Consider the following 21557-nt stretch of genomic DNA (forward strand, 5'->3'; position numbering starts at 1 on the left):
GCGTGGAATGGACTTTTTGGTGAAAAACATAAGTATGATATTTTAAAAATAAAGTAATTTACTGCACTTATCCGCTATTGTTAACCTTTGCGGTTTGACAGGTTGTATCTATCTGTAGTAGAATTAATTCGATACAGGAGGGATTACAATATGAGAATTCAAAAGACAAACAAACGATATGTATCGTCTGTTGTTGCTGGATTGATTGTAACGGCTGTTACCATGGTCGGTTTTAACTATAATGATAAAACCGTAACCGTAATGGTTGATGGGGCAGCACACACTGTTAGAACGCATTTAAATTCTAACGAAGGTATCGTTCGCGATGCTGGGGTTAAATTGAATCCAAAAGATAAAGTTATTTCTGATTCTACATCAATTCAAAATGGTACAACATTAACAGTCGTAAGAGCTGTTCCGGTTTATGTTACCGTAAATGGCAGGACACGTGCAGTCATGACTACACAGAATACGGCGCAAGCTTTGGCTGATGAATTAGGCTTCAAAACACCTAATTATGCAGTTCTAGGTGATAGCGACGGTGCTATCACGAGCGGTAGTCATATTTCTATTGCACCGGTTACCAGTCGCTCAGTTTCTAATGTAGATAAAGAGATTGAGGTACAGGTTGTTCGTCAAAAAGATGACACGATGGCATTAGGCGAAGAAGAAGTTGTACAAGTAGGTCAACCTGGGTTGGAACGTGTACAACGCGAAACTTTATATAGTAACGGATCCGTCATTAAAACTAATGATGTATCTACATCTATACAACGGGAAATGGTTCCGACCATCATTAAAGAAGGTACTCGTGAAGTTACAACATCTCGTAATATAGCCGGTCGTGCATCTCGTGCTATTGTTATGGAAGCATCCGCTTACTTAGCCGGTGATGGTGACGGTTACGGTATTACTGCAACAGGCGTACCTGCGGTACGTGGTATTGCGGCCGTAGACCCTGATGTAATTCCATTAGGAACGCGTTTGTTTATACCTGGTTACGGTGAAGCCGTTGCTGCCGATACAGGCGGTGCCATTGTAGGTAATCGTATAGACCTTGTTATGGACTCCTACGGAGAAGCGATGGACTTTGGTCGCCAAGACGTTACAGTATACGTATTAGATTAAATAAAATATGCATAGTAAAACGGATATATCCTTAAGGATATATCCGTTTTTGTATTCTATTAATCCTCTACATAGGGGAATAGATATTCATATTTTGATCCTTTTAAATCTTCTTTCGGTATAAAACGCAATGCTGATCCGTTGATACAATAGCGCAAAGAGCCGTTTGGCCCGTCTTCAAAAACATGGCCTAAATGAGCATTGCCGATGCGGCTACGTACTTCGATACGGTTCATACCATGAGAGGGATCCTGGTAATAACGTATGACATCTTTTGCAATCGGTTTTGTAAAGTTTGGCCAACCGCAGTGAGAATTAAATTTATGAGATGATACGAAGAGAGGCTCACCTGTTGTAATATCCACATAGATACCGGATTTAAACTCATCGGTCAATTCATGGCTGAAAGGTGGATCTGTGGCCGCATTCTGCGTAACCTCGTATTCCTGAGAACTTAGTGCTTTCAACTCATTCTGAGTCGGTTTCGTATAAGACGTATCGTCGATAAGAGGTTCTAGTGATAAGTCGAGTGGAATATGGCAATATCCTGTTGGATTCTTATCCAAATAATCCTGATGGTATTCTTCGGCGGAGTAATAGTTTTCTAGCGGTAATACCTCGATAGCAAATGGTTTACTTTCAAAGGACTGTGCGCGGGCCAAGGTGGCATAGATAATGTCTCTGTCCTCCATAGCGGTGTAATAAATGCCTGTACGATATTGAATACCTTCATCGCCGCCTTGTTTGTTAACGCTGAATGGATCGACGGCACGCAAGAAATATTGAAGTAAATGGTCCAAGGATAAGGTGTCCTCGTCGAAGACGACTTTAAGGGCTTCAACGTGACCGCTATCGTGGCATACCTCTTCATAGGTGGGGGTGGGGCCGTTGGCATAGCCGACTTCGGTAGAAATAACACCTTTTATTTTACGAATATAGGCCTGAAGGCCCCAAAAGCAGCCGCCACCCAAATAGATTGTATGTTCTTTCATATCAGTCACCCCAGACTTCATGGGCTATTTCCTTTACTAAGGCAAGTTTAGCCCATTGTTCATCCTCTGTTAATTGGTTGCCGATTTCACAGGATGCAAAACCGCATTGAGGGGAGAGGCATAAACGTTCTAATGGAATATATTTTGTCGCTTCCTGAATGCGTTTTTTAATAACTTCTTTATCTTCCAGTTGAGGACGTTTTGTTGTGATAAGACCGAGGACTACTTTTTTGTGGTTTGATACTTCCTGTAACGGTTCAAAGCCGCCGGATCGGTCGTCATCGAATTCTAAATAATATGCGTCCACATTTTCTTTGCCGAAAAGAATCGGCGCAATCGGTTCGTATCCGCCGCTTGCAGCCCATGTGGAATTGTAATTACCGCGGCATACATGCGTGGTGAATGCTAAATCCTCAGGACGTCCTTCCAAGGCGAGATTGTTAAGGCGCAAGTATTTTGCTGTTTCTCCCTCGATTGTAACGTTTTTATCCTTTTGGCGACCTGTCCAGTAGGCATGATCGCAACACATACCCCATGTACAATCATCGAACTGGATGTTGCGACAGCCTGTATCGTATAGATCTTTAATTACTTGTCGATATGCGGCAGCGATATCTTGAATTAACTCTTCTAAATCAGGATAGAAGGAACGGGTTGTGATACCGTTATCTTCGCGGAATAACTCCGCTAAAAATTGAGACGGTGCCGGAATCGTCTGGCGTGCCGTGGTATGTTCATCTTCGAATTGTTTGACAAATTTGAAATGCTCTACAAATGGATGATTGGTTCCTGTAATTTTGCCGGTCAGCGCGAGTGATCCCGGTGCGGTTTCCTGCCCGTGGAATTTATATCCGTGCGCCAATTCGATTTCCTTGACACCGTTAAAACCCCACATAAAATCAAGATGCCAATAAGCGCGGCGGAATTCGCCATCCGTAATGACAGGCAAACCTGCGGCTTTTTGTTTTTTGATAAGATCTGTAATGAGTCGATTTTCAACCTCTGTTAATTCATCATGGGTGATAGAACCCTTTGTGAAAGCTTCACGTGCTTCTTTTAATTCTGCAGGACGTAGAAACGATCCTACGATATCAAAATGAAATGGTGCTAGTTGTTTGGTCATAATTGACCTCCTTATATAAACGGTATAACCGATAATTTCGATAGGTTTATTATAATGAAGGTTATCGATATATAAAAATATAAATATAGTGAGGTTCAATATAACTTCAAACTATAGCATCAGGATTCTTCCGTTGTCGGTAGTTGAATATGTTTTCCGTAGTTGCGTACATATTGCTCCAAGGCCTGAATGTACTCTTGACCTAATCGGCTGCGTTGCATTTTGTTATTCGTAATGTAACCGATATGCATAATACCTTCTTCTGAGAGAGGGACGGAGATGATGTTTTCACCGTTAATTTCTTCATCGATAACACCGCTAGATACCGTATAGCCGTCGAGTCCGATAAGAAGGCTGAATAGGGAGGCTCTATCGCGCACGCGGATGTGTTTCGGGCGAACTACGGTGCTGAAAATCTCCTCTGAAAAATAGAAGGAATTATGATCGCCTTGTTCGAATGAAAGATAGGGATAATCTTCTAATTCATCCATGGATACGCTCGGTTTATGCGCTAATGGATGGTTCTTGCTGATAAAAATATGAGGATGCGCTCTGAATAGTTCCGTAAAGGTCAACTCATTCGTATGGATGAGCTTTTCCAGTACAGGACGGTTAAAATCATTGTAGAAAAGCAATCCTATTTCACTTTTCATATGAGCCACGTCGTCGATGATTTCATAGGTTTGTGTTTCTCGTAGTGATACATCGTATTGGTCGATACCGGCACCTTTTAATAGTTCTATAAACGCACTGACCGCAAACGAGTAATGTTGTGTGGAAACGGAAAATTGTTTTTTGCCGCCTCCCTGACTTTTATATTGTTCCTCCAGCAGTGCGGCCTGTTCCAAAACCTGGCGCGCATAGCCTAAGAAACGTTCACCTTCCTTGGAAACGGTAATACCTTTGTTGGTTCGATCGAAGATGGTAATCCCCATTTCCCGTTCCAGTTCCTTAATAGCCTTTGTCAAGCTCGGTTGAGAAACGAATAGTCGTTTGGCAGCTTCGCTGATGCTGCCGATATTTGCGATTGTAGTTACGTATTTTAATTGTTGTAGAGTCAAAGCAGTTCTCCTTTTATTCTATTATATTATTAATAGTAAACGATTCCATGTATTTAAGCAATGTTCTATATATGTTACAATGGACTAACAGAATGAGGAGGGACTATGCTGAAACAAGTCATCGTTGTAGAAGGAAAATCTGATATACAGCGCATTGCACAGGCTGTAGAGGCCGATTGTATCGCTACGGAAGGATTTACATTGCGAAAAGGTGTAATCGATATGATTCGCATCGCTTATGAAAAGCGGGGCATTATTATATTAACCGATCCGGATACGGCGGGGGAGCGTATCCGTCGTGTATTGACGAAGAAATTTCCTCGCGCTCAACACGCTTTTGTACCACGAGATGAGGCTTTTGCAAATGATGATATCGGTATAGAACAGGCTTCACCCGAATCCATTAGAAAGGCCTTATCTACACTGCATGTGGAATCATTGGAGTCATCTGATGAATTTTGTATGGCTGATTTAGTGCGACATGGGTTAGCCGGCGCTCCGGACAGTGCTTCACAACGTGCGGCGGTAGGAGCGAAACTCGGTATCGGTTATGGTAATGCGAAGCAATTTATATACCGTCTTAATCATTATGGTATATCTCGTGAGGCCTATGAAGAGGCCGTGAATAGTTTATGACAGGAGACAGAATGTTAGAATCAGTAATTGCAAGCCCGGAAGTCGTGCACTATATATGTAAGCGTTTTGATATCAAGATGAGTAAAAAGTTGGGGCAAAACTTTCTTATCAAACGCGGTATTGTTGATGAAATCGTTCATGCTGCTGACTTAACACCCGGTGAGCCTGTTTTAGAGGTCGGTCCCGGTATAGGTACATTGACTCAAGGTTTGGCTCAAAGTGGAGCCGACGTGACGGCTATTGAACTTGATCGCCGTTTATTAGAAGTCCTCGATACCACGTTAGCGCCTTATAATAATGTACGCATCGTACACGGCGATGTATTAAAACTCGATGTTGCCGCCATTATGAATCATAAGCCTTTTAAGGTGGTCGCTAATTTACCGTATTATATTACAACTCCGATTATCATGTCTTTACTAGAAAGCAAACTGCCGATCGAACGCCTTGTTGTAATGGTTCAAAAAGAGGTGGCTTTGCGGATGGTGGCAAAACCGGGTACAAAGGATTACGGGGCGCTGTCTGTAGCGGTTCAATATTATACGGAACCGGATATTGTTCTCGATGTGCCGCCGAAATCCTTCTTGCCGGTTCCGGCGGTTACCAGTTCTGTTATCCGTTGCGTACTGCGCGATAAACCGCCTGTGAATGTGGCTGATGAACGTTTGTTTTTCCGCGTTGTGAAAGCCGGTTTTGCACAACGTCGAAAAACCTTTGCAAATACGATGCGTACCACGGGACTTTCAAAGGAACAGATTGAGGAAATCTTATCAAAGGCCGGTATTGACGGTCGGAGAAGAGGAGAGACCTTCAGCCTTCAAGAATTTGCCGATGTGGCTAATGCATGGGCTGAGCTATAAGAAATGAATAAGCCCTCCTGATGTTAGATTAATTAAATTCTAACATCAGGAGGGTTTATTATTATGACAGAGTGATTAGTTGTCAATCAGGGATTATAGGATAAAAGAGTTATAGAATAAAACGAAAACGTGTTGCAAATTCAATCTTATGAATTAAAAAAGCCCCGGAGGGCTTTTTTAGTATAGAATACCTGCCATTGAGGTAATGATGATGGCGTTTGCGAAGTCAATCAAGAAGGCACCCACCAGGGAAACTACGAGCCATGCACGAGGGGATGGACCATGTTTACTTGCCAAGGACAACATGTTAACCAATGCGTTCGGCGTCGCACCCAGACCGAAGCCGATGGCACCGGCGCCGAGCATAACGGAATCGTAGTTGCGACCGAATAAAAGGTAAATAAGGTACGCAAAAATTATGATAAGAGCCATTTGCGCCAATAGGATGGAAATGAGCGGCAATGCGAGGTTAATTAACTGCACGAGCTTCAAGCTGTTGATAGCCATCGTTACGAATAAGGATAAAGCTACATTGGATACTGCATCAAGAGCGGTATCATTGATTTTGTATGATTTTGTGAAATCACCGAAGTTACGAATGATCGCGGCACAAATCATAGCGCCGATATATGCCGGTAATGGAGTGAGGATTGATAATCCTGCACTGATGATGGTGCCGATGCCTAAGGCAAGACCGATCCACATACAGATGGTCAACAAATCCTGTGCACTGAATTGTTTTCCGCCACCTTCGACGTGATCTTCGATATAATCGATACCTTCATCATCCATAGACTCAGGGCTTTCATAAGGTGTTTTCACATGGTGTGTCTTGATAATACGTTCTCCGACAGGGGCACCGAGAATGGTTCCGGCCACCATACCGAATGTTGCAGCAGCCACAGCGGCTGAAGCGGTGCCCGGAATACCGAGTAATTCTTCAAAGTATGGACCGAAGGCACCGGCTGTACCGAGACCGCCCATCATGGATACGGAGCCGGCCATGATACCGATGATAGGCTCAACGCCGAGTGCTTTAGCAATAAGGATACCCGTTGTATTCTGAACGACGATCCAGACGGCACAAGCAATGAAGAAGAAGATAATGAAAATACCGCCCTTTTTTAAGACCTTTAATGAAGCCATCAAACCGATGGTCGTAAAGAAGGCTAACATTAAAAAGGTTTGTAGAGAACTTTCAAAGGTGATGTTTAAAATTTTATAATATGAAAGAATAGCAGTTAAAAATGCAAATGGTAAGGCCCCTACGGCAGGTGCAGGCATACACATACGTTGTAAAATTCTGGAATGTTTGTTAATCCAAGTACCTATAAATAATGTAATAATGGCAAGGCCTACAGTCTGATACATGGACAAGTTGAGGGTCCATACGTCATTAACTAACTTTAGGTCAATCAGTGGCATAAAATCACTCCTTTTAATAATAATATATTTTTATTTTATCATGAATAAATACGAAAATACTATAGAATTTATATAGTATACAAATTTTGTATATTAAATATACATTTATCATAATAAAGATCAAATAGAATTTTATTTTTTGAAAGCGGCTTACCGGAAATGAAGCAATTAAATGATAATAACTCATAATATAGATGACTTATTAACATAAATCATACCATAATTATTCGACATTATAAATAGATTTTCCTGCTAGAAAAATAAAAAATCACGGAATATATTATACGTTCTGTTATAAACGCATACGTATTCCGTGATTATAGCTTTCATGATAGAGGTAGTATTTAGAATTGCATATCCTCGTGTATTCTGAGTAAGGCGTTATACCTCATTATGTAATTTGGGTGTCGTTAAAAATACTACATCCGGATTACGTTCCTGAACCCAGCCCATCTGCCATTCGTTGGAGATGAGCACTACGGTACGGTCGCGATTGTCTTTCACAATCATCGCATTATCCACACCTTTTAAGGTGGCGATATCTACATCGCCGTCAATCCATCGAGCTACGCTGTACGGTAATGTATGATTTAAAAGATCTACACCGTATTCATTTTTGAGTCGGTATTCCAATACTTCAAATTGAAGCATACCTACGGCACCGACAACGAAGGAGTCAAGAGCACCCGGCTGTTCGAAGATTTGAACGGCACCTTCTTGAGCAAGTTGTGTCATCCCTTTTTGGAACTGTTTACGTTTCATCGTATCTTTCGGAGATACACGGGCAAAGAATTCCGGTGGGAATACGGGAAAGTCACCAAAGGTTACCTTGTGCTTCGGTGCACATAGGGTATCACCGACCCCCATGGTTCCCGCATCAAATACACCGATGATATCGCCCGGATACGCATTCTCCACGATGGTTCGCTCAGTAGCGAGGAATTGCTGCGGTTGCGATAGGCGAATGGTTTTGTTAGATTGACGATGTAATACGGACATGCCTTTTTCAAATTGGCCGGAGCAGATACGCATAAATACGATGCGGTCATGATGATTTGGATCCATGTTGGCCTGAATTTTGAATACCAAGGCGGAGAAGTCTTCGCTCGTTGGCTGTACCGTTTCTTCAATGGCTTCACGTGGAGCCGGGGATGGGGCGAGTTCCAAGAATTTTTCCAAGAACGGTTTGACCCCGAAATTTGTCATGGCGGATCCGAAGAACATCGGCGTCAGTTCGCCGGCGCGAACTTTATCAAAATCAAACGGATCGCCGGCCACATCGAGCAGTTCAATATCATCGAGGAGGGCCTGGTATACCTCAGTGCCCAACAATTCTTTCATACGCGGATCATCGAGGGCGCCTTTTTCAGAGGCTAATTTCTCCTGTCCATGTGTTTCGTCTTTGGCAAAGAGCTCGATCGTTTCATGTTCTCTGTCGTATACGCCCTTGTATTCACCGTTGATGCCGATGGGCCAGTTCATAGGACAGGTGCGAATGCCGAGAACGTTTTCAATCTCCTCCATCAGGTCAAACGGGTTGCGTCCGAAATGGTCAATCTTATTGACGAATGTAAAGATTGGAATACCGCGTTCTTTAGATACGGCAAATAGTTTCTTTGTCTGCGTTTCGACGCCTTTTGCCACGTCGATGAGCATGACTGCACTGTCCGCTGCCATTAATGTGCGATACGTATCCTCCGAAAAGTCCTGGTGACCGGGTGTATCGAGGATGTTGACACGACAGCCGTCGTAGTCGAATTGTAATACGGAACTTGTTACGGAGATACCGCGCTGCTTTTCGATTTCCATCCAGTCGGACACGGCATGCTTTGCGGTCTTTCTGGATTTTACGGAACCGGCTAGATGAATAGCACCGCCGTATAGCAGTAATTTTTCTGTCAGTGTAGTTTTACCCGCATCCGGGTGAGATATGATAGCAAACGTGCGACGTCGTTGCACTTCTTCTAAAAATGTCATGATTCACCTCTATTATATGTTCGTGAAAGCTTTTTTCTTTTAAATGAGGATATTCATATCTTTCACATCTTTAAAATTATACATGATTTTGGTAGTTATGACTATTAAATTGTAGTATAATTAAGTTTCCTAGAACGGTATCAAACTATGCCGTAAATTGATGTTAAGGAGGGGCCCATGCGGTTATTTATTGCGGAAAAGCCGTCAATGGCACGGGAAATCAGTAAATGCCTGCCGGAAAATAAAAATATACAGAAACGCAACGGTTATTTCATCCAAGGTGACGATGTGGTTACGTGGGTTGTGGGACATGTATTGCATCAGGCCGAACCGGGTGATTATGATGATAAATATATTCGCTGGCGCCCTCAGGATTTACCCATCGTGCCGAAGGAATGGAAACTGCTAATCACCGACAGCAGTCGGCAACAGTTCGAGACGGTAAAAGAATTGATCGGAAAAGCCGATATCATTGTCAATGCAGGTGACCCGGATCGAGAAGGTCAGCTGCTCGTTGATGAGGTCCTGTATTTTGTAGGAAATACAAAGCCGGTACAGCGTATCTTATTAAATGCGCTGGATGAAAAATCAGTCAAAGCCGCATTGAATGATTTGCGTGATAATAAGGACTTTCACAATCTATATCAGTCGGCTCTTGCCCGTGCCCGTGCGGACTGGCTGATCGGTATGAATTTATCTCGTGCGTATACCTTGTCGGAGCGGTATAAGGGGCATAAAGTAACCTTGCCTATCGGTCGTGTCAAAACGCCTACATTGGCTCTTGTGGTTCGACGGGAACGGGAATTGGCCGCATTTAAGCCGATTGACTATTTTACGGTTAAAATTTTATATACCCATCCGAACGGTACATTTTGGGCGACATGGCAACCGACGGATGAACAGAAGGGGCTTGATCCCGATGGGCGCCTTATCAATAAGGCTGTAGCGGATGAACTGGTTAATCGCCTTCAGGCCGGTTCGGAAGGTGTCATCAAGTCCGTTATAAAGTCGAAGAAGAAAGATGTACAACGGTTGCCCCTGTCCTTATCATCATTGCAGGTATTGGCGGGAAAGGCTTTTTCTTATGATCCGCAGACGGTACTCGATACGGCGCAGAAGCTGTACGAAAAGAAATTGACCACGTATCCCCGGTCGGATTGTGAATATTTACCGCCCAATCAATATGGAGATCGCATAGCAATCCTCAAAAATTTAGAAAGCTCGGGAGATGAGAAACTATCGAAATGGGCGAGTGGCGCGGATTGTAATATCAGGAGCCGTGCATGGAATGAAAAAAAGATTACAGCCCATCATGCGATTATTCCTACGACGGTGGTGTGTAATGTAACGACTCTATCCGAGGAAGAACGAAATATTTATTTTCTTATCAGTCAAGCTTATTTAGCGCAGTTCTATGGAGAACATGTGTATGAGCAGACAAAAATTACGGTGGAGCAATGCAAGGAAGAGTTTGTTGCCAATGGTCGCGTTGTCATTGAAGAAGGATGGAAGGCTCTTTATAAACGGCAAAAATCAAAATTATCCTCAGATAATAGCGATGAGCCGGATCTGACTGATGAAAGCGGCGCAGAGGCTTCACCGAAAAAGGATGCTGTTGAAGAGGCGGATCATTTGCCGGCTGTAAAGAAGAATGATGCGGTTCAATACACGGATTCGACCATTGATGCGAAGCAAACGAAACCGCCATCTCGCTTTACACCGTCTACGCTGTTACAGGCGATGAAAGAGATCCATAAATTTGTTAAGAATGAAGATTTAAAGAAGCAGTTAAAGGCTGTGTCCGGTATCGGTACAGAAGCGACGAGGGCGAATATTATCGATGAGCTCATCAGTCGCGGCTTTATGAAAACATCGGGGAAAAAACAGGTTCTGTCCCCGACGGAAACGGGGTATCTCTTGGTGGATGCGCTGCCTGATGAATTGCTTTACCCTGACGAAACAGCCGTGTGGGAAGAGCGTTTATCCCTCATGAGTGATGGTGAAGATACATTAGACTCTTTTCTTGCGGATCAAATTAAATTTTTACAACATTTGATTGATAAGCTGGGATTTGATAAACAGGTTTCTTCTGGACAAATGATGCCTAATGTGGTGCGGACCATATCGAATCAAAATCGAAAGAGGCCTTTGGATAACAGCTCAACGGATATATCTAAATTGCCGATCTGTCCTTCGTGCAAAACGGGTCATTTACAACGAAAGAACGGTAAATTCGGTGCATTCCTGGGATGCACCAACTATCCGGAATGTCGTTACACGCAACCGGTGGGAGGCAGTCAGGCCGAACAAGATATGAATATTGATGTACCTGAGGAGAGCCGGGTATATAAATGTCCTCGTTGTCAGAAAGGATACTTTGTAAAGCAGGAAAACGGTGGTCGCATAAATTGGGTATGCAGCAATCGGTCGGAATGTAGGACACAGTGTTCTGATGTGCATGGAGTGCCCAGTGTATATGCTGATAAATAACATCAATACTTAATATCTTAATTGTCTACATTTAGTTGGCATCTTTTTATATAAAAGATGTTTAACATTACATGTTCTTGTTATTAGTTTTACTTAAAATAGAATAATAAACAAAGCGCGTGCAGCTGAGCTGTACGCGCTTTTGTGTTATATAAAAAGTTTTATCTTCGTTTGCCGCGACGTCCTGTTTGACTGCTAGATGTACGTCGTTGCCGCGTGTTAGAACCCTTGTGACCTCTAGCTTTGTGTGCTTTTGCTTTTGTAGACTGGTAGGTGCTGGTAATTTTAGGTTTTGCTACAGTTTTACCTCGTTTAGGTGCGACTCCGGCATTTCCTTTAGTTTTTATCTGCCCGTCTTTAGTATATTTGGTAAGGGTTGCCTGAATAGCCCGTTCAATACGGCGTAACCAAGGTTCATCTTGTGGTGTAGCAAAGGTAACGGCTATGCCGGAATTCCCGGCGCGTCCGGTACGGCCGATACGGTGGATATAATAGTCCACATCATGAGGTACATCGTAATTGTATACATGGGTAATCCCTTCGATATCGATGCCGCGTGCGGCGATATCCGTTGCGACCAGAATTTGTGTTTTTGCTTTTGCGAAGTCTCTCAAAATCTGAGTGCGCCGTCCTTGTGTTAAATCACCATGCATTTCAGCAATATTAAGACCAGCGGCGGTTAATTCATATGAAAGTCGAACAGCACCTTCCCGTTTATTACAGAAGACAATCGCTAGAAAAGGATTATCCTGTTCAATCATCTGAATGAGCCGGTTTGTTTTCTCTTCAGGATTCATCATGTACACTCGCTGGTCGATGGCATCTAATGTAATATGTTTACCTTCTGCCGTTACCGATACGGGTTTTGACATGTATGCTTTAGCTAAGTTTCTGATTTTATCCGGAATGGTAGCGGAGAAGAGCAGCAGTTGACGGTTTGCGTCGGTTTCTCCGATCAGTTTTTCTATATCCGGTAAGAACCCCATGTGTAACATTTGATCCGCTTCATCCAATACGATACGACGGATGGAGTTTAGATGGAGAGATCCTCGATTAGCGTGGTCCAATAGACGACCAGGTGTACCTAAGATAACTTGTGGACGTCTGCCGAGCTGTTGTAATTGACTCTCGATGGTTTTGCCGCCGATAAGTGGGAGAATATCCACGTTTAATACAGAACCTATTAATTTAGCCTCATCGGAGAGTTGCTTTACCAGTTCTCGTGTCGGTGCAATAATGAGAACTTGCTCCTGATGTATGTCTGTGTGGACACGTTGTAAAATCGGTAATAGAAACGCTAATGTTTTACCTGTACCTGTTTGAGCTTTTGCAATAATGTCATTGCCTTTGAAGACGATAGGAATCGATTGTTCTTGGATGGGAGTAGGTTCTTTTATACCTTGTTTCTGTAGTGCCGTGATGAGTTCATCACAGACACCTAGGGATTTGAAAGATTTCATATATCATCCTTTCTATCATAAATATTATAGTAATTATACCTTATTATCATAAGCAGGAGCAAATTACGCATCATATTGAGAATATAAATCTAGTAAAAATCAATAGTTAAAATAATTATAAACAAATAAATGAGAATTTACAAAAGTTTTTGTTTATAAATTATAACAGTAAAACTCAATTAGTTGATTGTTTATTAGTCTCATAAATACTATAAATTTATTTATTTCACATGTGCTTAATAGTATGAAATTAAAATTAATATCATACTATTTATGATAAATTGTTATCAATGTATATTAGAGATTAATTATAAAATTGATAATAATTGTTGAAATTAATCTTTAGAATGATATAATTATTTAGGATATTAATACGCATTTATTATCATATGTGATTAATATGAGGTTGTTAGGTACAATAATTAGGAGGTGTCGTATGGCTATCAAAAAGCTGAAGGACATGAAGGTCGGTGAATCTGGCGTTATTTCTGCACTACATGGCAGCGGTAATGTAAAACATCGTCTCATCGATATGGGTCTTGTACATGGTACAAAGATTCATGTTATGAAATTTGCCCCATTGGGCGATCCGGTAGAAATCAAAGTGAAAAACTTTGAACTAGCACTTCGCACGAGTGAAGCGGGTATGATTGATGTAGAGGTTCAATAGGAGGTCCAAATGGCAGATAATGGGAGAATTCGCATTGCCTTAGCGGGTAATCCGAACTGTGGTAAGACTACAATCTTTAACAATATCACAGGGGCGAAACAACACGTGGGTAACTATCCGGGTGTTACAGTAGAAAAAAAAGAAGGCCATACGAGTTTTAATGGTCAGGAATTGATGTTTGTTGACTTGCCGGGGACGTATAGTTTGACTGCCCGTTCCATGGATGAGTTGGTTGCTCGAAATGTTATCGTCAATGATGACCCCGATGTAATCGTCAATGTCCTTGATGCATCTAATTTGGAACGTAATCTATATTTGGCGGCGCAATTGTTGGAACTTGAAAAACCGATGGTTATCGCTCTAAATATGGCTGACGTTGCGGAAGATATGGGCATTAAATACGATATTAAGAAAATGTCCGAATTGACAGGGGCAACCATCGTTAGTACTGTAGGGCGTACAAACGTCGGTACAAAAGAGTTATTGCAGGCTACTATCGATGTTGCAGCTACCCGTACTGCACCGGGTGTACAGATTGATTATGGTGAACTGTTAGAATCTAAAATTGCTGAGCTTGTAGCAGAACTTAAAAAAACGGGTACTGTTACATATCCATTACGTTGGATTGCTATCAAATTATTGGAAAAGGATGCTGACGTTATTGGCAAGGTAATGCGCTTCGATAACACGGAATCAGTTATTGAAAAGGCAAAAGCCATTCGCGAAGAAATCAAGGACCAAGTTGATCTTGATGTCGTATTCCAGGAATATCGACATCGTTTTGCTGTAGATGTATATAATAAATCGTTGACGCAAGCTCCAACACAACTGGAAACACGTTCCGACCGATACGACAAAATTTTGACACATCGCGTGCTCGGGTTACCTATTTTCTTATTGGTAATGTGGTTGTTATTTAATATCGTCAACACTGTAGGCGCTATCCCTCAGGGATGGATTGAGGATGGATTCACCGCATTACAACAGTGGGTTGTTACGGTTATACCGGAAGGTCAGTTACAATCGCTTGTTTCCGACGGTATTATCGCCGGTGTAGGTGCCGTATTATCCTTCGTACCTTTGATTCTATTGTTGTTCCTAGGTATTTCCTTCTTGGAAGATACCGGTTATATGGCACGTGCAGCATTCGTTATCGACCGTGTCATGCGCGCTTGCGGTTTACATGGTAAATCGTTTATTCCGTTATTGTTAGGCTTCGGCTGTTCCGTACCTTCCGTTATGGGTGCACGTATCCTTGATAACTACAAGGATCGAATGGTAACGATTTTGATTACTCCATTCATGAGTTGCTCCGCCCGTTTACCGGTTTATACATTATTTGCTGCCGCATTCTTCCCTGAAGAATGGAGAGGTACTGTATTGTTCTGTGTTTATTTCTTAGGTATTATCTTCGGTATTATCTTTGCAAAAATCTTCCGTAAATTCTTGTTCTCTGGTGAAGCAGAACCATTTGTAATGGAATTACCTCCATATCACTTGCCAACGTTGAAAGCTACGCTTATGCATATGTATGAACGCGGTATCTTGTACCTTAAGAAAGCCGGTACATTCATCATGGCTGCATCTATCCTGATCTGGTTCATCACTTCCTATCCGATGGATGTAGAGTACTCTAAAGATTACGATGGAATGCATGAACAAGTCAACCAGACTTATGAAGTAAAAGATGCAGAAACATTACAACAGTTTGGCATTACAACAGATGATCAAAAAGACTCAGTTGATAAAATTGTAGAAGAAATGAAATCTACAGTAGAAGAAGCTAACAGTGCGGCTGAAGAAGCAGAAGAAGATGCACCTGAAATTGCCGTTGAAGATGATTCTGAAGCTCCTGAGCTATTTAATAGTATTAAAGATGATAATAAGGAATTGTTCCCGGCTGCTTGGGCTATGTACAAAAACAGTGCCAACTTGGATGAAGAAAATCAAAAAATCGACGAAGAACAAGCCGGTGAAAAACTGGAACAATCCTATGCTGCTACATTTGGTAAAGCTCTCAATCCTGTACTCGAACCATTGGGATTTGACTGGAAAATCGGCGTAGCTCTTGTAGCAGGTTTGGCAGCTAAAGAAGTTGTTATTTCTACATTAGGTACTATCTATGCAGTTGGTGGCGATGATAAGAATCCGGCACCGTTGACAGAGTATATGCAAAATGATCCTCACTTTACACCGTTGATTGCGTTAACCATGATGCTGTTTGTCTTGGTTTACCCGCCATGTCTTGCGACTCTTGCGGTTGTTAGACGTGAAACTGGATCCTGGAAGTGGGTATTATTCATGTTCTTCTATGAAAATGCCTTTGCATGGATTGCATGTTTTGTATTCTACAATGTAGGACGCGCTTTAGGATATTAATCTAAGGTGTTGATTAATTTAAGTATAACCACATCTTAGATATCCTTAATATTTTGCATTAAAGTCATGTGATTTAGATGTAGGTATTTTAAAAATAATACTTGATAATTATCAATATTCGTGGTTAAATGATAATGAGAAAAGAGAAATATCTAAAATATAGCTTTTATCTTATTTATCAATGAACAGATATTGAAAATTTTATTGATATTGAGAAAGAAGGCGTTATTATGGATTCTCTGATTATAGGACTCATAGTTGTATTAGCACTAGCTTATATCGGTTTTAAGTTTTATAAACAAATGAGCGGAAAAGGCGGCTGCGGTTGCGGTTCTGATTCCGGCTCTAGTGAATCCTCAAGCTGTGGGGGCTGTTGCGGTTGTGATAGCAATCAGAACTTGGGAATCAAACGTGCTGATAAGTAAGCTTCTACAACGATTTTCATTGTAATGAAAGAGGGGTCTCTATAACAGACTCCTCTTTTCATATATAATTTTTATATTTTAACAAAGTTAATAGGAAAGGATCATAATCATGTTCAGATTCAGAAGAAATAATTTAAGAAACGCTAATTTGTTTGCAGCAGGCCTTGCATTGGGTACTGTGGGTTTAAAAGTATTAACTTCTAAAGACGCTAAAAAGGTATATGCCGGTATCGTAGCAGCCGGTCTTCGCGCTAAAGAATCCGTATTGGAAACTGCTGAAAAAGTTCAAGCATCCGCATCCGATGTATTGGCTGAAGCTCAAGAAATCAATGAAGCTCGCAACGAAGAAATTTTTGAAGAAGATGAAAAATAATTAAAGGATGACGCATATGTTACAATTTTCTGTAGTACGAAAACTCAGAAATCGCTTGCATGTGAAGATAACGGGTCATCGCTTTACGGAAACTGAAGCGGCTTATATAGAGGATACTCTGTTATTGAATGATGCAGTTATAGATGTAACGTTCTATACACGAAGCAGTCAAGTTGCCATTAAACATAATGGTGATGAATCGGCCGTTCGTGAGGCAGTACTAGGTCTACGCGATTTGGATTTGTCCGAAGCACCTGCCTTGAGCGAGTATTCGCCACGATTGGTGAATAAAAAATACCGTGAGATGATGCTGAATAAAACGGCTCTATACTTAGGTAAAAAAGCTGTTTTACCGGCTCCTATTGCAGCGGCATGGGCGTGGTTTGACGGTCTTAAATTTATCGGAAAAGCGATTAAAACATTATGGCAACGCAAGTTGACCGTAGAGGTTCTTGACGGTGTTGCTATCGGTGCGGCACTGTTACAAAAAGATTATCCTACCGCAAGTATGGTCATGTACTTGCTAGGAATCGGTGATATTTTAGAAGAGTGGACACATCGTAAATCTGTATTGAATCTGGCTCAAAGTATGTCTTTGAATGTAGATAAGGTATGGGTTTTGACAGATGGTGTCGAAGTTAGCAAGAGCGTTAACGACATCGTTGCGGGCGATAAAATTATCGTTCGTCAAGGTGAAGTCATTCCTTTGGATGGCGTCGTTGTGGACGGTGTTATTCTTGTTAATGAAAGCTCCATGACCGGTGAGCCTGAGGCTGTTCGTCGTGATGAGGAAACCTCGGTATATGCGGGTACCGTTGTAGAGGAAGGTAAAGCCGTTATTGAAGTGCGCAGCACATCTAAATCATCCCGATATGAAAAAATCGTAAGTCTCATCGAAGAATCCGAACAGATGAAATCCGGTATGGAACAACAGGCTTATCGCATGGCGGATAAATTAGTTCCTATCAGCTTTATCGGTGCAGGCTTGACATATTTGTTGACTCGTAATGTGATGAAGGCCTTATCCTTTGTCATGGTTGACTTCTCCTGTGCGTTGAAGCTTTCCATCCCGTTGGCTGTGCTTTCAGCGATGCAGGAAGCGGCAAAACTCGGGATTACCGTAAAAGGCGGTAAATTCTTAGAACAGATCGCACAAGCGGATATGATTGTATTCGACAAAACAGGTACTCTTACAAAAGCGGAACCTGAATTTGAACAAATCATCCCGTTCAATGGACAAGATCCGGATGAAATGTTGAAATTGGCGGCATGTATTGAGGAACATTTCCCTCATTCCATGGCAAAAGCGGTTGTACGTGCCGCAAAAGATCATGCATTGCCTCATAAGGAAATGCATTCCGATGTAGAATACGTCGTTGCTCACGGTATCGCCTCCAAAGTCGGTCGTTACCGCGTACGCATCGGCAGCGCTCATTATATCTTTGATGATGAAAAAACAAAGATCCCTGCAGATGAACAGGAAAAATTTGATAATTTACCGGATACATCATCGCATTTGTACTTAGCGATAGGCGGTACATTAGCGGCGGTTATCTGTATCAAGGATCCTGTGCGTGAAGAAGCTAAACAGGTTGTAGCGGATTTACATAAGCTCGGCGTTAAGAAGGTCGTTATGATGACGGGTGATTCAAAACGCAACGCTAAACGCGTAGCTGCAGAAATCGGCATCGACGAAGTCCATGCGGAAGTCTTGCCTGAAGATAAGGCGACCTATGTAAGACAGGCCAAAGAGGAAGGCTACACTGTAATGATGGTAGGGGACGGTATCAACGACTCTCCTGCGATTTCAGAAGCTCATGTTGGCATTGCGATGAATGAAGGGGCTCCAATTGCTCAAAAAATTGCGAATGTTACAATTTCTTCCGATCATTTACAGGCGCTGGTTGACTTACGCCGCATTTCCTTAGCGCTAATGAAACGTATTAAAGCCAATTATAACGGCATTGTAGGTTTTAACGGTGCTCTTGTTCTAGGCGGTGTAGTTGGTGCATTGCCACCGGGACAAGCGGCATGGTTACATAATTTGTTTACTTTAGGTGTAGGCCTTGAAAGCATGACACCATTGTTGAAAAAAGAAGAATCACAGTCAGATACCGAAACAATTGATGTTACGGCTGATACGGTGGTAGCGTAATATTAACTCCTGTACGGGGCGGATATGGGGTCCGTCTCATGCGGGAGTTCTTCTTTTATGATGACATTTGGGTCCGATTATTGTACAATAGCAGAAGATTACTTCTGGTAGGAGAACTATATGAATACATTGTTAGATATTTGCAAACGATCAGTCTATATGAATTTGTTCATCGTAGTGCTGCCCCTAATTGCGTATATGATTCATAATGGATCCAGTGCTACGGTGGCACTTGTATGGTACTTATTATTATCACTTGTTATACCGTGGGCTTATTTATCCTATAAAACGAGTACATTTGGTGATGGACGGTATATCAATCGCATCGCTTATGTGGTGAGCTGGATTGTCGTGCATACCGTAATCTATAAAGGGATTTTTCTGAATGTCGATTTATCCATGCTCTGGGGATGGCCGACTGCGGGGCGTGACGTGGCTTTTCTGATAGTCATGTATGCAGGTGTTACGGTAAGTCTATGTATTGCTTACGGATTATCGCGTATTATAGGAGGCCGTCATGAATAAGAACTTTTGGATATTTACGTGTATTGCGGCGCTTTTTGTCAGTGCTGTTACTGTTGTACTGACATCGAGTAAGGTATTAGCGGCTCCGATCCTGGTATTTCCCGTTCTGTCTTTAGTGATACCGCTGTTGATGAGACGGCTCAAGAATGCCAAGTTTAATGATGATTTCCCTCTTCACATGGGATATCATACATACAGTTGGGCGTGGTGGTCTGTATTTTCTCTGCTGCATACACCGCTTGGCTTTCAAATTGAAAACGGATTGGTGAAAGTAGTCGTACTGTTCATCGTATATTTTATTATACAGGTGCTCATTGAGTTAATAGGTTTATTATTGACAAAAATTTTTGCCCGTCCTCGTCGCTTGGGGATGATAGATGATGTAATCGATATTGTGTTATACATCATTCCTATTCCATTCTTGTATATAGGTTCCATTCTATATATCGACTTACAGGATCCTATGGTGTATTACCTGTATGCACCATCCATGAATATCAATATTGTTTTTGCTGAGTTAGTATTGCTGTTGATGACCATGTTGGTATTCGTATTTTACTTATATCCGAGACATATTGATTATAAAAGTGTTCGCCTGTTACGCATTGTTATCACCGCTGCCTTATGGTTGGCGATGAACGGACATATTTTGTATGGTGGATATGTTCCGCCATTTATTCTATCCATAGTTCCTGCCGTTTTTCCAACATATCAGGGAAATCCGCTCGTATTCATAACTCCGGCCCTTCTGGAAGCCGGAATCATAGCGGTATCCGTAATAATAGGTGCGTTGGTGGAACGAGGTATTATTTCACGTCGTCGTGAGCGTATTTAATTTCTAGTTTCGACTTATATCCGTCAGGAATGAGAGCGAAGGAGGATGTATGAACAACAATGAACGTCCAGTAGATGATAACTCAACTGTATCAATCTCGGACAATCCGAAACTGTCTGATGAGGAGACAAAGCAAGGCAAACCGAAAAAGAAGGGGATCACTATTCGTGAATTGACCATTATCGGTCTGTTAGCGGGTATCACAATAGCATTAGGCCTTTCCGGTTATGGAATTATTCCATTGGGACCTCTTAATGTGACAACATTACATGTTCCAACTTTGATTGGGGCAATCGTGGAAGGACCGAAGGTCGGTGCTTTTGTGGGCTTTATTTTCGGCTGCTATAGTTTGTGGCAGAATATTACGGCTCCGAATATCTTATCTCCTTTATTTTTTAATCCTATTGTTTCCGTCTTGCCCCGTGCTATTTTCCCCGTATTGGCATACTTGGTATATCTTTTATTATGGAAAGCCCCTCAAGGTCCGCGTATCATCGTCGCTGCATTTATGGGAACCGTGTTCCATACGATTATGGTAATGGGCTTGATTTTTCTGCTATATGCGGATATGTTTGCGTTCAAGATGAATCTTAGTTCGGATCAAGTACTCGAAACCATTGTAGTTTTATCAGTTACGCATGGTATTCCGGAGGCAATCTTTGCGGGTGTTATTGTAACACCTGTTGCATTGGCGCTACGTAAGATGTTGCGCAAGGATACACCTAAAAAGGTAAAAGCTGATCATGTGAATACTGAGGCCGTTGTACAAGAAAACATAACAAAATAGTATTTTACAGGCTTTTTATAAATATGGTAGAATAAATATCATCTGATAAGTACTGAGGAGGAGAATCATGTCTAAACGTATTCGTACAATCAACACTGAATCTTTACAGAAAACTGCTAAAACCGGCGGTTGTGGAGAATGTCAAACATCCTGCCAATCCGCTTGCAAAACAAGCTGCACGGTAGGTAACCAAGTTTGCAAACAAAAATAATGAAAAGGCCCGCTATTGATATGTACCCCCTTTACTGGTTGTCCA

19 protein-coding genes are annotated in these 21557 nt (G+C 41.9%); 13 read left to right on the forward strand and 6 right to left on the reverse strand.

The window, feature by feature from the left end; all coding sequences use genetic code 11:
- Positions 1-150: 150 nt before the first annotated feature.
- On the forward strand, positions 151-1128 hold the full coding sequence (locus CKV62_RS03165; protein ID WP_095065653.1) for a 3D domain-containing protein: 978 nt from the start codon (positions 151-153) through the stop codon (positions 1126-1128).
- A 59-nt stretch (positions 1129-1187) separates the two neighbouring features.
- Here the strand turns inward: CKV62_RS03165 and msrB are convergent, their stop codons facing one another.
- From msrB to CKV62_RS03180, 3 genes are all read right to left on the reverse strand, one after another.
- Entirely contained in the window at positions 1188-2120 is a 933-nt protein-coding gene (gene msrB / locus CKV62_RS03170; protein WP_095065654.1) for a peptide-methionine (R)-S-oxide reductase MsrB, read from the reverse strand.
- Position 2121: 1 nt separating this feature from the next.
- Entirely contained in the window at positions 2122-3243 is a 1122-nt protein-coding gene (locus tag CKV62_RS03175) for a 5-methyltetrahydropteroyltriglutamate--homocysteine S-methyltransferase (RefSeq protein WP_095065655.1), read from the reverse strand.
- A gap of 119 nt (positions 3244-3362) precedes the next feature.
- Entirely contained in the window at positions 3363-4304 is a 942-nt protein-coding gene (locus CKV62_RS03180; protein ID WP_095065656.1) for a LysR family transcriptional regulator, read from the reverse strand.
- 105 nt (positions 4305-4409) lie between these two features.
- On the opposite strand from CKV62_RS03180, the gene rnmV reads away from it, so the two are divergent.
- Entirely contained in the window at positions 4410-4940 is a 531-nt protein-coding gene (rnmV, locus tag CKV62_RS03185; protein ID WP_095065657.1) for a ribonuclease M5, read from the forward strand.
- A gap of 11 nt (positions 4941-4951) precedes the next feature.
- The gene (rsmA, locus tag CKV62_RS03190; protein ID WP_095065658.1) at positions 4952-5800 is read left to right on the forward strand and encodes a 16S rRNA (adenine(1518)-N(6)/adenine(1519)-N(6))-dimethyltransferase RsmA; all 849 of its coding nucleotides are present in this window, start codon (positions 4952-4954) and stop codon (positions 5798-5800) included.
- A gap of 177 nt (positions 5801-5977) precedes the next feature.
- Here rsmA and CKV62_RS03195 read toward each other — a convergent pair whose 3' ends face one another.
- Together CKV62_RS03195 and CKV62_RS03200 are read right to left on the reverse strand one after the other, a co-directional pair.
- Positions 5978-7225: a sodium/glutamate symporter gene (locus CKV62_RS03195; RefSeq protein ID WP_095065659.1), complete on the reverse strand. Its 1248-nt coding sequence runs from the start codon at positions 7223-7225 to the stop codon at positions 5978-5980.
- A gap of 381 nt (positions 7226-7606) precedes the next feature.
- A complete protein-coding gene (locus tag CKV62_RS03200; protein ID WP_095065660.1) occupies positions 7607-9202 on the reverse strand; it encodes a peptide chain release factor 3 in 1596 nt (531 codons plus the stop codon).
- Positions 9203-9379: 177 nt separating this feature from the next.
- Between CKV62_RS03200 and CKV62_RS03205 the strand changes: the two genes are divergently transcribed.
- A complete protein-coding gene (locus tag CKV62_RS03205) occupies positions 9380-11692 on the forward strand; it encodes a DNA topoisomerase 3 (RefSeq protein WP_095065661.1) in 2313 nt (770 codons plus the stop codon).
- Between the two features lie 161 nt (positions 11693-11853).
- Here the strand turns inward: CKV62_RS03205 and CKV62_RS03210 are convergent, their stop codons facing one another.
- A complete protein-coding gene (locus CKV62_RS03210; protein ID WP_095065662.1) occupies positions 11854-13152 on the reverse strand; it encodes a DEAD/DEAH box helicase in 1299 nt (432 codons plus the stop codon).
- 436 nt (positions 13153-13588) lie between these two features.
- Here CKV62_RS03210 and CKV62_RS03215 point away from each other — a divergent pair, with 436 nt between their 5' ends.
- The 9 genes from CKV62_RS03215 (at position 13589) to scfA (ending at position 21512) form a co-directional block, all read left to right on the forward strand.
- Positions 13589-13822: a FeoA family protein gene (locus CKV62_RS03215; RefSeq protein WP_038114441.1), complete on the forward strand. Its 234-nt coding sequence runs from the start codon at positions 13589-13591 to the stop codon at positions 13820-13822.
- Between the two features lie 9 nt (positions 13823-13831).
- Positions 13832-16201 (forward strand): ferrous iron transport protein B, encoded by a 2370-nt coding sequence (gene feoB, locus CKV62_RS03220; protein ID WP_095065663.1) that lies wholly within the window; start codon positions 13832-13834, stop codon positions 16199-16201.
- 230 nt (positions 16202-16431) lie between these two features.
- A complete protein-coding gene (locus CKV62_RS03225; protein WP_095065664.1) occupies positions 16432-16626 on the forward strand; it encodes a FeoB-associated Cys-rich membrane protein in 195 nt (64 codons plus the stop codon).
- Between the two features lie 109 nt (positions 16627-16735).
- Positions 16736-16999, forward strand: coding sequence for a DUF6110 family protein (locus CKV62_RS03230; RefSeq protein ID WP_038114449.1), 264 nt, complete (start codon positions 16736-16738; stop codon positions 16997-16999).
- 16 nt (positions 17000-17015) lie between these two features.
- Complete coding sequence (locus tag CKV62_RS03235) at positions 17016-19154, forward strand: heavy metal translocating P-type ATPase (protein ID WP_095065665.1); 2139 nt, start codon at positions 17016-17018, stop codon at positions 19152-19154.
- 120 nt (positions 19155-19274) lie between these two features.
- Entirely contained in the window at positions 19275-19679 is a 405-nt protein-coding gene (locus CKV62_RS03240; protein ID WP_095065666.1) for a hypothetical protein, read from the forward strand.
- Positions 19672-20514: a hypothetical protein gene (locus CKV62_RS03245; protein ID WP_095065667.1), complete on the forward strand. Its 843-nt coding sequence runs from the start codon at positions 19672-19674 to the stop codon at positions 20512-20514. Before CKV62_RS03240 ends, CKV62_RS03245 begins: the two co-directional genes overlap by 8 nt.
- 49 nt (positions 20515-20563) lie before the next feature.
- Positions 20564-21301: an ECF transporter S component gene (locus tag CKV62_RS03250; protein WP_095065668.1), complete on the forward strand. Its 738-nt coding sequence runs from the start codon at positions 20564-20566 to the stop codon at positions 21299-21301.
- 67 nt (positions 21302-21368) lie between these two features.
- A complete protein-coding gene (scfA, locus tag CKV62_RS03255; protein WP_009353042.1) occupies positions 21369-21512 on the forward strand; it encodes a six-cysteine ranthipeptide SCIFF in 144 nt (47 codons plus the stop codon).
- Positions 21513-21557 lie beyond the last annotated feature (45 nt).

It is taken from the genome of Veillonella rodentium, assembly GCF_900187285.1.
In the GTDB taxonomy this organism is placed as follows: domain Bacteria; phylum Bacillota; class Negativicutes; order Veillonellales; family Veillonellaceae; genus Veillonella; species Veillonella rodentium.